This window comes from Kordia sp., from assembly GCF_050633145.1.
Lineage (GTDB): Bacteria > Bacteroidota > Bacteroidia > Flavobacteriales > Flavobacteriaceae > Kordia.
The window spans coordinates 46,426-59,846 of the sequence record NZ_JBOEFY010000079.1 but is presented as its reverse complement, the minus strand read 5'-3'; the positions used below and the strand labels follow the sequence as shown (position 1 = coordinate 59,846).

Sequence of the window (13,421 nt, the reverse complement as noted above, 5' to 3'; positions counted from 1 at the left end):
TCTAAGCAGCAGCTGAGCGAAGCCAAAGCTACGCCGAATTACGACTCGCATTAATGTTTCCAAATAATGAACGTGTCACCATTTTTTCATAGATTTTAAGCTCGTCTTTGTTAGCTTCTGGATCCTTCTGTAATTCTTGAATTTTACGCAATGCGTATTGTTGAATCGTAAGTAACGGTAAAACAATCTTTTCACGTGCGTGAATTGAAGCTTTTCCTGCTTGCTCATTCTCCATTAAGCTTTCGTAACCTGTTAGTTTTAAAAGCATTCGCTTTGTGCGATTGAATTCCTCAAAAATTATGCTCCAAAATTCACCAAACTCCTCATTGTCTTTCATATACGCGGTTAACTTAAAGAAAGACTTCGTTAAACTCATCATACTGTTTTCAAGCAGTGTTCTAAAGAAAGAAGAGTTTTTATATAGATCTTCTACAGCTTCAAACTTTCCACTTTTCTCCATATATTCTAGTGCTGTTCCAACACCATAAAAACCAGGAACGTTTTGTTTTAGTTGACTCCAGCTTCCCACAAATGGAATAGCTCGTAAATCTGAAAAGTTGAATTCTTTCGATTTCGAACGCTTTGACGGACGACTTCCAATATTGGTTTTTGCATAATATTTTAATGTACTCATACGCTCTAAATACGTTAAAAAGCATGGATGTTTTTTGAAAGCTACATACGTATCATAACTTATGGAAGCCAAAGCTTCCATTGTCTTTTTATCTGTATCTGAAAATTCCGCAGTAGCGTCTGAGAATATTTCATTTGAAATTCCCGAACTCAACAACTGTTCTAAGTTATACTGACACGATTCTAAAGTTCCAAAGTTTGAACTAATCGTTTGCCCTTGCACCGTTAACTGGATTTCTTCATCTTCAACCGTATTTCCTAATGAAGCGTAGAATTGATGTGTTTTTCCTCCTCCACGAGCTGGCGGTCCACCACGTCCATCAAAAAAGATGACTTTGATTCCGTATTCACGAGAAATTGTGGTTAATTCTTCTTTCGCTTTGAAAATACTCCAATTCGCCATCAAATACCCACCATCTTTAGTTCCATCAGAGAAACCTAACATAATGTATTGCTTGTTTCCTCTGCGTTTTAAATGTGCTGCATACGCTTCGTTTGAATACAAAGTTCGCATTACATCTTGCGCTGCTTGTAAATCTGGAACTGTTTCAAACAACGGAGAAACATCTACATCTGGCTGCTTCCAATCGCACAAACGTAACATTGTAAATGCTTCCATGACGTGTAATGCCGATTGATTGTTACTAATAATATATCGATTTGAACCGCGTTCACCATTGCGATCCTGAATCTTTTTCATTGCATAAATAGATGAAATCGTAGAATTTGTTATTTCATTTTCGAAATATGCAGACTGAACTGTTTTGTCAATATTTGTAAGTACTTCTATTTTTTCTTCTTCGGATGAATTTACATAGTCGATTGAAAACAAGGCTTCTCCTCTATTTTTCATAGTATCAACAATGTTTTCAAACACACCTTGATGCACTCTTGAATCTTGGCGAATGTCTAGCATTGCAAAGTGATATCCAAATAACTTTACTTTATTGATTAAATCGTCAATTTCCGCGCGGAACAATGATTGATGATCAGAAACTATAATTGCTCTTATCGCTTTTAGTTCTGCTTCAAACTCAACCAAAGACAGCATTCCTTCTTCTTTTAGCAAATACACATTGTCATACAACATACGTTCAAGGCTCGCTAAACGCTTTTCTACACCTTCAAACGTAAGTCTACGCTTTAGTGTACGGATATCACGGTAATAGTTGAGTAAAATAGTACTACGTAAGCGTTCTGCAACCTTTAAAGTAATTTCAGTAGTCACAAACGGATTTCCATCACGATCGCCACCAGGCCAAAAACCTAAATCAATTACTTGATTGTCTAGTTCTTCGTCTTTAAAGATGTTTTGCTGAATGTAGTTGTATATTTTACCAGCAGAGTGATAAAATACATTTTCTAAATACCAAATTAAGCTCACTGCTTCATCATACGGCGTTGGTTTTTCTTTTTTAAAGAAAGGAGTTTTTCCAAGCTGCGCCAATAACTTTTTAATCGTTAACAAGTCATCTTTTTCTATCGCTTCCGCTAAATCAGTAATGATTCCTAGCACTTGCCCAGGATAAAACTGCGTTGGATGCGCCGTTAGTACAGGACGAATTTTAAAGCGCTTTAAATACGTTTTTAAAGCTTCTATTTTATGTTTTTCTTGCGCTTCTTCCTTGATGTTTCGCAGTGTTCCACGTCCATCCATGTTGTTTACAATTGGAAAAGCCGCATCTTCAACTGCATCAAATAAAACTACCTGACGTTCAATATACTGAATGAACCGAAATAGTAAATTAATCTTTTCTTCTTCTGTTTTATCTTGTTCAACATATCGCTCAAAGAACTTGCGTACAATTTGAGAAGGGTTTTTATCGAGCTCATACCCTTTTTCACAAATCTCACTAAATAAAGGCAATAACACACCTGTATTGGAGATTCCATCAAAAGGCAACGTCATAAAAATACTGTTGTAGATTTGATATTTTGAAGATACGTTTTCTTTGAAACGTTTTAGTTTTGGTTTGCGAGACATGGAATTGGTATTTTAAAATGATATTATTAAATAGTGATTCAGTTTTAAGTAGCTGTTTTTCAACATATTTAGTTCAACTCAACATTGAATTACACTAATAAAAAAAACCCTCACACGAAAAGCGCAAGGGTTTAAATGCTATATTTTTCGTTTTTTTTACAAATCATTAAAGATTGAATGCATCAAGCGATTCTTATCATTAATGCTTTCTTCTAATGAAATCATGGTTTCTGTACGTGAAACACCTTCAATATCATCAATCATAAAAATGATATCCTTTGCGTGTTTTGTATCCTTTGCACGAACTTTACAGAAAATATTAAATTTTCCTGTTGTGATGTGCGCAACAGTGATATATGGAATTTCATGTATTCTATTTAATACAAACTTAGTTTGAGAGGTTTTTTCAAGAAAAATACCTACATAAGCGATAAATGAATACCCTAATTTTTGATAGTCTAATGTTAATGAAGAACCTTTTATGATTCCTGCTTCTTCTAATTTTTTAACACGAACGTGAACCGTTCCTGCTGAAATTAATAATTTTTTTGCGATGTCCGTAAATGGGATTCTAGTATTCTCAATCAGCATGTCCAATATCTGATGATCTACTTCATCTAACCTAAATTTTGCCATGATTATCTTATATTATTTATTAAAGATAATGCAAAAAAAACAAAAAAAACCGAATAATAATGCATAAAATCCCTTTAGATATGTTAACTAATTGACAATTTTATTGAATTTTATTAAATACTGAACAACCTCACTTTGCAACGAAAACGATTGAAATATATACCTCTGAGCGTTTGCCTCCTGAAAATCAATTGTTTTGTGTGCAAACAATTTATTTAACAATTTTTTATCTTCAATATATGGTTCAAAGTGAATTTTATCATTTTTGAGCACTTCTTTGTACATTATACCTAAATCAAAAGTTTCGTTTTCGTCAGTTTCGACGTTTTTTAAAATGATATCATAATGTAGTTTTTCGTTCTCCGGAATCTTAAAATACGCTTCTGTATGTACTCCTTTTATGTCTGTTGAACTTACATACTGAATTGCTTCTAACATGGAGTAAAAAATTAATTCACGTACCTTTTCGCGTTTATAATCGTCTGGAAAGTGTCCGGCTTCAAACAAAACAGTTGGTGTTCCAAGTGACTGAAATGTATCTCCAACACAGTTTAAGTTAAATCCGTCATCATAACGTCCAATATGATCTGGAATGATTTTTTGCAGCATTTCATTCATTTTTACAATGATTTCCATGCTTTTCTCTCGATTTGAGGTTATAGACCGCTTTTCATCCTCGGAAGGCGTTAAAAACGATAGAATAGCTGATTTATCCGCATTTCCTGCACTGTACATAGTACGTTGACCGTGTAAATTAAAACAATAATCAGGTTGAAATTCATCATACACAGTTTTTAAAACCACGCTTTCTGGTTGAGATAATGCTTGTGCATCACGATTTAAGTCAATTTCATTCGCATTTACACGTGTATACGCATGTGATCCATCTGGATTTAACATCGGAATAATACACAAGGTACAATTAGTAAGAATTGCTTCTGCAGCTTCAGATGGTTCTTTTAAGAGGTTTATTAAATCAAAAACAGCTTTTGTAGTAGTCGATTCATTTCCGTGCATCTGTGACCACATGAGTATTTTTTTATTTCCATTTCCAATTGTTAGGGAATGGATAGGGCGGTCTAAAACTGACGTTCCAATTTGTTTTAAATGAAAGTTTGATGGCAACTTTTCTAATAAAGGAGAAATGTCATTTAAGGTAATATAACGACCGTGTAAAGTAGCTTCAAAATGTGAGCGATACCAATTCGCCAATGGATGTGTATACATAAGTAAGTTTGATTACAGGTTACAAATGTAAACATTGTATATTTTACATTTGTAAACAAGTTTTGTTCACTAGTTTGTTTATTATTGTAAACAGCACTTTGTTCTTAGCAGCTAATATTACTACGTCATTACGGTTTTAAATATATCAATTTCATTTATTTTTTCAATTTACTTAATTTCAGTGCATTAACAACACTTACTTAAAGTTAAATTTAATTATGAAATATTGTTTAACATACTATTGTTGTGGAATTGAAACATTCTATTTACATTTGTAAACGTTACATTTTAAAAGTATTTGTTTACAATGATAAACACAACCGATTTTACCAAAAGACTTAAAAAAGTCATTGAATATTACGACTTATCTGCCTCTGCATTTGCAGATAAATTAGGCGTGCAACGTTCTAGTATTTCCCATATTTTATCTGGAAGAAATAAACCGAGTTTGGAATTTGTCATGAAGATTTTGAGCAATTTTCCCGAAGTAGAATTGTATTGGTTATTGAATGGAAAAGGTAGTTTTCCAAAATCAACTGCTTCCGTAAATGTTCCAACTGCTACTCCAATTTCAATTCCTAAAACGACACAAACTACAGTTCAACAATCGTTGCCTTTGGAAGAAAAAGTAACTTCCACTATTCCAACGAACATTTCAACAAATGGAAAAACAATTGACAAGATTGTAATTTTTTATACTGATGGAACTTTTGAGGCGTATCAGAAATAAATGTATTGTTTTTTAATCGATCTTTATTTTTAGTTTCTTTGTAGAGAATTCACTCAAAAACATAATCTAGTGAAAAACTTCATCTTTTGTATTGGCATTGCATTACTCCTTACTTCATGTTATCATGTAGAACGTAACTGTAAAGATTTCCAAACTGGAACTTTTGAGTTTACGTATGAAATTGACGGAGAAACTAAAACTGGTAAATCTGTCCGCACAGATACATTGAGTATTGATTATTATGAAAATAAGATTGATACTTTTACGATACGTTGGGTAAATGATTGCGAGTTTATTGGTCGAAAATTGCATCCTGTCGATTATTCTGATAGTAAACCTATACAGATGAAGATTCTTTCTACCACGAAAGATTCGTATTTATTGGAATATTGTTTACTTGAAGATCAATCTACTAAAAAACGTGGTACTGTTAAAAAACTAAAATAATATGTTCGAATTATTTTCAAATCCAGATGTTTGGGCAGCTATTGTAACGCTGACTTTGTTAGAAATTGTTTTAGGAATTGATAATATTATTTTTATTTCAATCGCCGCTGGAAAGTTACCAGAAAAACTTCGCAAACGCGCTACTACTATAGGTTTGGTACTTGCTATGGCAATGCGTATTATATTGCTTTTCGGTATTTCTTGGTTGATTGCAATGAAAGCGCCTTTTTGGCTTATTAATGAAAGCTGGATTACTGGAGGAATTAGCTGGCAAGCTGTGATTTTGTTTTTTGGTGGAATTTTTCTGTTGTATAAAAGTACAAAGGAAATTCATGAAAAAGTAGTTGATCGCGAGCATGATGAACGTGAAGTGAAAAACCATCGTTCTACAACTTTAACGAAAGCGATTGTACAAATCACCATGATAAATATTGTATTTTCATTTGATTCTATTTTGACTGCCATTGGTATGACAAACGGAATTTCTGCAAACCCAACTGACGCCTTAATCGTGATGATTATTGCTGTGGTAGCCTCTGTAATTATTATGATGTTGTTTGCCAATCCTGTTGGAACCTTTGTAAATAAAAACCCTTCGATACAGATTTTAGGATTGTCATTTTTGATTTTGATTGGATTTATGCTGATCGCAGAAGCAGCGCATATTTCTCACTTAAAAGTGTTTGGACAAGAAGTTGGTGCTATTCCTAAAGGATACTTGTATTTTGCAATTGCTTTTTCATTAATGGTAGAATTCTTGAATTTACGAATGGCGAAGAAGAAGGTGTAGTCGCTTTGCTCCTGTTGTTGGTTGTTGGTTGTTGGTTGCTAGTCAAGTTTTTACTACCTATTTTGTTTCAAAGTAAACTGTTAAGCTTCACTTCAAAATTTCATCTAAGGCTTGAAAATACTCAGGGTGATTGATTAGATTGTTGTGTTCTCCATTTTGGATGGTATAGAATTTTTTAGTGCCGCTACCCGACTTTTTATATAATTTTTGTCCATGATCATACGGTACAACAGCATCTTTAGTTCCGTGAATTAAATAGGTTGGCATTGAGATTGCTGCTACATTTTCTATATTCTGAAAAGGATATGACAACAACCATTTTAACGGTAAAAACCAAAAACGTTCCTTTCCAATATCATATACACTTGTAAACGCAGATTCCAATAATAAGAGTTTTGCATTGCGTTTTGCTGCTGTATGTGTTGCAAACGCGCCGCCAAGCGAACGTCCAAATATGGTGATCTCTTCTTCTGAGAATTTTGTATTGGCATAATCATAAAATAGTAAAGCATCCGCTAACATCATGTCATAACTACGTTTTCCCAGGCTTTTTCCGTAGCCACGATAATCCATAATTAATACATCGTAATTGTATTGCTTGGATAATCGTTCAGCCCATTTCCCCCAATATTCTAAGGTTCGTGCATTCCCATGAAAATATAAAAGTACGCCTTTTGGGTTTTCTTGCTTGTAGTGCAATCCATGTAAAATGGCATCATCTGTAGCCTTTAAGTATATTTCTTCAAAAGGAACAGACGATGTAAACTCGTGATCTTGCGACAACGTATCACTTTGGAATATGATTTTTTCTTGAAAAGCGAGTAACATACAAATAATGATCAAATATAATGCAATGACTGCAATACCAAAACGTTTTAGATGTTTCATTTAGGCTTTTTTTCTTCTAAAGTTTAAACTGGAAGTTTTCGGATCTATTTCTTTTGGTAGTTCAGAATGCAATATTTCTTCTAAAAAACGATGGTATTGCGGAAAGGTATGTAAGTTATTATGTCCGCCATCAATTACAGGATATAATCGTGCCCATTTCGGATTGATTTTAGAGAGTTTCACACTTGTTTTAAATGGAATTAATTTATCATTCGTTCCATGTATAATTTTTATAGGACATTTTACATATTCAATCCAACGATAGGTTTTTACAGGAAATCGCAATATTAAAGACATTGGCATTATTGGTAAAAAGCGTTTTGTAATGTGTTTTACGCTGTAATATGGCGCGTCTAAAATTAATAACCGTGGATTGTTACTTGAAGCTAGTTTCGTAGCAAATCCCGATCCTAACGATCTTCCATACAATGTTATATACTTTTCATCTACTTGTTCTTTTAAACGATCGTACACATACTGCAAATCCTTTTTGATACCTGCTTCAGTTCGTTTACCTGTGCTTTTTCCATATCCACGATAATCTACCATAAGCACATCAAAACCGTGACGTGTAAAATCGACTGCAAATTTCCCCCAACCTTTAATGCTTCTAGAATTTCCTTTAAGATATAGCACAACACCTTTTGGTTTACGGACTTTAAAGTGAATTCCGTTGATGTTTACACCTGAATCGATTTCGATATTGTATTCTTCAAAGAGTTGATTTTCGTAATCAAACTTAAAGTTACTAGGCAACTTTTCTGCTTTGAAGATAAAGCGTTCTTGTAGAAAGTATAAAACTATATTCGCAAGAATATAGATAAAAATAAAAATGATGACTCCTATTGCCCAATATGACATGTATGCGTTTGGTTTTAAAGTCTTAAGATAGGAAAAGTTTGGCAATATGTATAAAAGCAGATCGTTTTATATACAATCTACTGCAACTACGGGCATTCAAGTTAAAGTAAGCACGCTTTAACAGCTTTGATTCGTATCTTTAATTAATAACCTTTTAAAAATTATTACATGAAAAAAACACTATTTTTTATTGCTTTATTGTTTTGTTCTTTTGCTGTGAAAGCGCAGAGTATACATCAACTTCCAACTTCACCTGTAGATATTGCATTTAAGTATACTTTTCATACTAATCCTGCTCAATTTAATGACACTACAATTGTAGATGCTATTGATGATATTTTGCAGATACATTTAGCAAACGCTGATCAAAATTTACTGAATAACCCTTTAACTACTAACGAGTATCTTACAAAACGTGTACTTTCTCATATATTGTTATACTACTACTTTGATAATCAAGGTGAGTTTTCTGAAAGAGACACACACTTAGTACATTTTCAAACATATTTCCAACATCTATTAGATGCGCAATGTATTAGTTATAATACACAAAACATCTGCGCTAACTCTAATGGAGGTTTTCATTTAGATATTGATGATCCAGTCAGTACAAGAATTACCTCTTTGGCGTTAGAAGCTTTTCTTGAAGCAAAAAAGTTTTTTAAAATTGCATGTGGCGCTGTGCTACCTATCTCTGAGACAGAATTTGAAGATCGCATACAACAAGCTACCAATATAATACTCAATGATCCTAAACATAACAATAGGTATTTTAATGGAGTAGCTAGTGCTTTTACTGCTTTGAGTAAACATTATGAAATCTATCGTGATGCTGCTAGTCAAAATTTCTTACTAACAAAAGGAGATGAACTTATAAATGAATTACATCCGTTACGATCAGACACAAATACATCTACAGTTTGGATATATCATGAAGTATGGGATAATAATTACGATTGGAATGAAGGAATGCAAGTTGATGGTTCTTGGAAAGATTTTGGTGAAGACTGGTCTATAGATTCAGGTTTACCAGGAAGAGAATACAATGACTTTGAAAGATGGCACGATTCAGAATCGGCTTATCACAGTACAATGATTGAAGGTTTGGCATATTTGTATAAAAATGTATCAGATACAAGTTTAAAAACCAATACTCGCGAAAAATTGATAGCTAGTATAAATCATATAATAGATTATAATGGAAAAACTCTTGGTTTAGAACATAATAATTTTGAAAACTTTATTGTAGGTAACGGATCATATAGTCAAACAAGATTATCTAGTGGTGGTAGAATAGCGAATCACCATAGAGAAACAATAGCTAGTGAATATCCTGCGGGAGAAATCAAGCAAACTGTTACAGGAACAACACTTTTAAGAAGTTTAATTACCGCTGAAAATGTACTAAAATCTTATTTTTCAACTGATCAAGCAAGCATAGATAGACTTGATCTTATAATTCGAGGAGTTGCATTTGGTATTACAAACAATTTAGGAAACAATTCGTATCAACAACTTTATGATCTTGCAGCATTTTTGAATCGTGATGCTATAAACGGAAATTTTCCAGGTACACAATACACAAAAGATAAGTTAGTTGTTGCATTTGATAATAAATTAATTAGTGCCTTCCATCAAGATGATATTCCTACTGGAGATAAATTAGCGCGTGTAGATAATTTTTATATTCATAATCAACAAACCTATCAAATGACTTCAGGAGATTTTGACAATAATGGTAATAAAGAAGCTATTATTGCATTTGAATATGGAAACATATACAGATATACAGAGAATAATACTGGAAGATTTGCTGCAAAGGAATTGATTTATAATGACGGAGCATTAACTCTTGCTTTAGAAACAGGTAATTTTAACGATAACGACAAAGATGAACTTATTATAGCCTTAGATAATGGTGAAATTCGTCGTTATGAAAGAGATGATTCAGTTAGTGCAATGGTTTTGACTGAAACTTTCTTCACAGATCCATTCCAAACAGTTAATCAAATGCAAACAGTTGACTTTGATGGTGACGGAAAAGATGAATTGATCATTGCTTTTAATGATGGAAGTATTGAAAAATATGCTGACGATGGTTCCGGAAATTTAGTACAAGTTTCAAATAGCATTTTTTATAGTACAAATAGCGCTGTTATAGATATGGCAGCTGGAGATTTTAATAACAATGGAGCTGAAGAACTTATCATTTCTTTTGACATAAAATACGTGTTACGTTATTTTGAAGATAACACCACTACAGTTACCAATACTAATCAAACAGTTTATAGTGGTGCTAATACTGCTCTAAGTATAGCTGCTGGTGATTTTGACGGAAACGAAGAAGATGAACTTATCATAGCTTTTGATAATGATGAAGTAAAACGCTATCGAATAGACAACACAACCAATACGCTTACTACAACAACTAACGATATTGTTTACAATGGTTCACAATTAGTAAAAACAATGGCGGTTGGTAACTTTAATGGCGATACTAAAGAAGAATTAATAATTTCTTTTGAATTTGGAAATATTTATAGATATTTTCTAAATAATGCAGGGAATTTACAGATTAAAGAAGGTATCTATTATTGTGGAAATCTCACAAACACCATGATTGTTTTAGATAAATCAAGTACTGCAAATAGAGCATCTACAGGAAATGTTGGTTTATTTGAAAGTACAGTTCAAAGTGACATTAAAATATATCCAAATCCAGCAAATGATATTTTAAATATTAGTGGATTAACTGCAAAAGCAGATTATTCTATACATAGCTTGGAAGGGAAGTTAATAGCACAAGGAACTATAAAAGAAGATGGAAGAATTGACGTTTCACAATTCTCAAAAGGTTTCTATATCTTAAAAGTGGAGAACAATGTTTTTAAAATCTTAAAAAACTAGTCCACCTTTAAGAAACTTAAATTAAAGAAAAAGCACTAGCCATAAAATGGTTAGTGCTTTTTCTTTGATATGTTATTCTAGCAACCAATTATTGATCCTAAAGCATTACAAGCTACTTGTAAGCTTTGTGATGCTTGTCCGCGTGTAGTATCATTTGTATTACAGCCTCCACATTTGGTTTCACATGTTTCTGTTTCTCCACAATATTGTGTATAACAAGTAATCGTATAATTTGGATTTGTTTCCGATCCCTCTGTTGTAAATGTATTTGTTTCATCTGTAATGTTTCCTCCAAATTGATTCAACAAATTTAAACTTGAGATTTTGCTTTTTCTTAATATTAACGATGATATTTTTTTTCTTTTCATTATAAATACAGTTTAATGTTATTTTTGTAAAGGAACTAAAAAAATGAGTGTTCTCAAGGCTTTACTATTGACAGTTCATAAACTATCAATCAATTTTTAAATTATCGCGAAGCTTTTTTAAGTATTGTGATGGATAAATTCCTGTTTGCGCTTTGAATGCTTTTGAAAAGGTTTCTTGACGTTTAAAACCGAATTCTTCTGCAATGGCTTTTATCGTATAGGAGCGTAATTTATCATCATTTTTTAAACGAATTAGCGCAGTATTGATTCGCAATTCAGTAATGTATGATTTGAAAGTTTTGTTTTTGTAATTATTGATCACATTAGAAACATACGAAGTATTTGATTCTAGTTTGTCGGCAACATAACTTAAACTACAATTTAAAGATAAGTACTCTTCACGTTCTTCAAATTGCGCTAACTTTTCTAGCAACAAAGCAGCTTTTGAATCGGTAACTTTTTCAGAAATACTCGATACCGTTTTTTGTCTTTCTTCTTTTTGCTTGACTTGCTGATTTTCTAAAGCTACTGCTTTTTGCAATACTGCTTCTGCCCTTTTTTGAATTCGTTTCATTTTCATTTTATAGAAAAAAATGCTTCCTATGAGTAATACAACTAAAAGAATGGATATTCCATATAATAATTTTTTACGCTTTTCTTGTGCTTCAAAATCAGTAGCTAGTGTTTTTAATTCCTCATTAATCTTTGGAATATCATTTTTAATATGAATGTTTGAAACTACTTTTACATTTTTCTTTCTCTCCTTCTTAAGTAGTATATCTTGTTTCTCATTATGAAATTTTGATTTCTTATGATTTCCAATTTTAGAATAACTCCTAGCAAGTAACGTATGTAATTGACGTTCGTTAGAATATGTTTCTTTTGATGTTTTAAGAATTTCATGAAACTTCTCTAAATATTCAATTGCTTTTGTAGGATTATCAATTTCGTCATAGTTTTTCCCCATGTAGAAATAACTTGTGCTTCGCAATTTCTCATAATTCACTTCTTCAGCGTACACAATTATCTCATGATTTAACTTTATACTTTCTTCATATTTCTCTTTTTCAAAACGAATAATTACTTCGTTCATCAATAAGGTATAGTAATCATAAGGATTGTCTTTTTTTGAACATATCTTCAAACCAATATCATTATAATATTTAGCTTTTACTACGTCATCATTGTCATCATCATTTAATTCTTGCTTTTTTAAATACGAATCTGATAAGTTGAAATATAATGAAATCTGGTGCTTTTTTTTATATGTAGCATCTATATCCTCATTATCTACAATTTCCAAATTTTCTTTATAAATGGTAATTGCTTCGTCATAAGCATGATTCAACTGCTTAATAAAAGCTATATTATTTGAGGCTATGAGTTCATCTATTTTATTTCCGCTTAAAACAGCATATTTTTTAGATTCAATAAATGCATCTATAGCTTTGTCGTGTTTTCCTATCTCTGTTAAAATATTTCCTTTTTGAGTGTAAAATCTACCTAATAATAGATAGTTTTTTGCTGGTTTAGCCAAGGAAATTGCTGTTTCAATATCTTTTAAAGCTTCGTCTTTCTTCATCAATGAAGACTTTACAAATGCTCTTTTAAATAATGCATCTACAGTAGCTGTCGTATTCTTTTCTTTTTTAGCAACTTTATATGCCGCATCTATATATACAAGCGCCGAATCAAGATTGGTATTGATTATTCCAAAATAGTTTTGCACCAATTCTTTATAAGACTTTGTTTCAAGTGAACTAGCTTGAGAATACGCAGTAGCGGTTCCACAAAGGAAGATAAATAGAAAACAAATTTTGAAAATTGGGGAACAGCAATACTGTTTGAAATTCAACATACTATAGTTTTGGAATAAGAAATACAATATAAGCAATCTCACACAATACGTGCCAATTCTCTTTATATTGTTACTATAAACGTTAAATTTTC

At 32.2% G+C, this 13,421-nt stretch carries 11 protein-coding genes; 4 read left to right on the top strand and 7 right to left on the bottom strand.

What is annotated here, in order from left to right:
• Positions 1–28: 28 nt before the first annotated feature.
• The 3 genes from ACRBBL_RS25945 to ACRBBL_RS25935 form a co-directional block, all read right to left on the bottom strand.
• Positions 29–2,617, bottom strand: a complete 2,589-nt coding sequence (locus ACRBBL_RS25945) for a phosphoenolpyruvate carboxylase (RefSeq protein ID WP_431372017.1) — start codon at positions 2,615–2,617, stop codon at positions 29–31.
• 156 nt (positions 2,618–2,773) lie between these two features.
• Positions 2,774–3,253 carry an Lrp/AsnC family transcriptional regulator gene (locus ACRBBL_RS25940; protein ID WP_431372016.1) on the bottom strand — a complete coding sequence of 160 codons (480 nt, stop codon included), beginning with the start codon at positions 3,251–3,253 and terminating at the stop codon, positions 2,774–2,776.
• An 87-nt stretch (positions 3,254–3,340) separates the two neighbouring features.
• The gene (locus ACRBBL_RS25935; RefSeq protein WP_431372015.1) at positions 3,341–4,480 is read right to left on the bottom strand and encodes a M14 family metallopeptidase; all 1,140 of its coding nucleotides are present in this window, start codon (positions 4,478–4,480) and stop codon (positions 3,341–3,343) included.
• A gap of 307 nt (positions 4,481–4,787) precedes the next feature.
• On the opposite strand from ACRBBL_RS25935, the gene ACRBBL_RS25930 reads away from it, so the two are divergent.
• The 3 genes from ACRBBL_RS25930 to ACRBBL_RS25920 all read left to right on the top strand — a co-directional run bounded on the left by ACRBBL_RS25930 (position 4,788) and on the right by ACRBBL_RS25920 (position 6,447).
• A complete protein-coding gene (locus tag ACRBBL_RS25930; RefSeq protein WP_431372014.1) occupies positions 4,788–5,210 on the top strand; it encodes a helix-turn-helix domain-containing protein in 423 nt (140 codons plus the stop codon).
• 69 nt (positions 5,211–5,279) lie between these two features.
• Positions 5,280–5,657, top strand: a complete 378-nt coding sequence (locus ACRBBL_RS25925) for a hypothetical protein (protein ID WP_431372013.1) — start codon at positions 5,280–5,282, stop codon at positions 5,655–5,657.
• 1 nt (position 5,658) lies between these two features.
• Positions 5,659–6,447, top strand: a complete 789-nt coding sequence (locus ACRBBL_RS25920) for a TerC family protein (RefSeq protein WP_431372012.1) — start codon at positions 5,659–5,661, stop codon at positions 6,445–6,447.
• 87 nt (positions 6,448–6,534) lie between these two features.
• On the opposite strand, the gene ACRBBL_RS25915 is transcribed toward ACRBBL_RS25920, so the two are convergent.
• Both ACRBBL_RS25915 and ACRBBL_RS25910 read right to left on the bottom strand, forming a co-directional pair.
• Complete coding sequence (locus tag ACRBBL_RS25915) at positions 6,535–7,335, bottom strand: alpha/beta hydrolase (RefSeq protein WP_431372011.1); 801 nt, start codon at positions 7,333–7,335, stop codon at positions 6,535–6,537.
• Positions 7,336–8,196, bottom strand: a complete 861-nt coding sequence (locus ACRBBL_RS25910) for an alpha/beta hydrolase (protein WP_431372010.1) — start codon at positions 8,194–8,196, stop codon at positions 7,336–7,338.
• Positions 8,197–8,364: 168 nt separating this feature from the next.
• Between ACRBBL_RS25910 and ACRBBL_RS25905 the strand changes: the two genes are divergently transcribed.
• Entirely contained in the window at positions 8,365–11,103 is a 2,739-nt protein-coding gene (locus ACRBBL_RS25905; RefSeq protein WP_431372009.1) for a T9SS type A sorting domain-containing protein, read from the top strand.
• Positions 11,104–11,180: 77 nt separating this feature from the next.
• Here ACRBBL_RS25905 and ACRBBL_RS25900 read toward each other — a convergent pair whose 3' ends face one another.
• Positions 11,181–11,471, bottom strand: a complete 291-nt coding sequence (locus ACRBBL_RS25900) for a hypothetical protein (RefSeq protein WP_431372008.1) — start codon at positions 11,469–11,471, stop codon at positions 11,181–11,183.
• Between the two features lie 85 nt (positions 11,472–11,556).
• Positions 11,557–13,329, bottom strand: coding sequence for a helix-turn-helix domain-containing protein (locus tag ACRBBL_RS25895; RefSeq protein WP_431372007.1), 1,773 nt, complete (start codon positions 13,327–13,329; stop codon positions 11,557–11,559).
• Positions 13,330–13,421 lie beyond the last annotated feature (92 nt).

Coding starts and splice junctions, on each gene's coding strand:
- ACRBBL_RS25940 (WP_431372016.1), bottom strand. CDS start 3,253: ATGGCAAAATTTAGGTTAGATGAAGTAGATCATCAGATATTGGACATG.
- ACRBBL_RS25900 (WP_431372008.1), bottom strand. CDS start 11,471: ATGAAAAGAAAAAAAATATCATCGTTAATATTAAGAAAAAGCAAAATC.
- ACRBBL_RS25895 (WP_431372007.1), bottom strand. CDS start 13,329: ATGTTGAATTTCAAACAGTATTGCTGTTCCCCAATTTTCAAAATTTGT.
- ACRBBL_RS25920 (WP_431372012.1), top strand. CDS start 5,659: ATGTTCGAATTATTTTCAAATCCAGATGTTTGGGCAGCTATTGTAACG.
- ACRBBL_RS25945 (WP_431372017.1), bottom strand. CDS start 2,617: ATGTCTCGCAAACCAAAACTAAAACGTTTCAAAGAAAACGTATCTTCA.
- ACRBBL_RS25910 (WP_431372010.1), bottom strand. CDS start 8,196: ATGTCATATTGGGCAATAGGAGTCATCATTTTTATTTTTATCTATATT.
- ACRBBL_RS25930 (WP_431372014.1), top strand. CDS start 4,788: ATGATAAACACAACCGATTTTACCAAAAGACTTAAAAAAGTCATTGAA.
- ACRBBL_RS25905 (WP_431372009.1), top strand. CDS start 8,365: ATGAAAAAAACACTATTTTTTATTGCTTTATTGTTTTGTTCTTTTGCT.
- ACRBBL_RS25935 (WP_431372015.1), bottom strand. CDS start 4,480: ATGTATACACATCCATTGGCGAATTGGTATCGCTCACATTTTGAAGCT.
- ACRBBL_RS25915 (WP_431372011.1), bottom strand. CDS start 7,335: ATGAAACATCTAAAACGTTTTGGTATTGCAGTCATTGCATTATATTTG.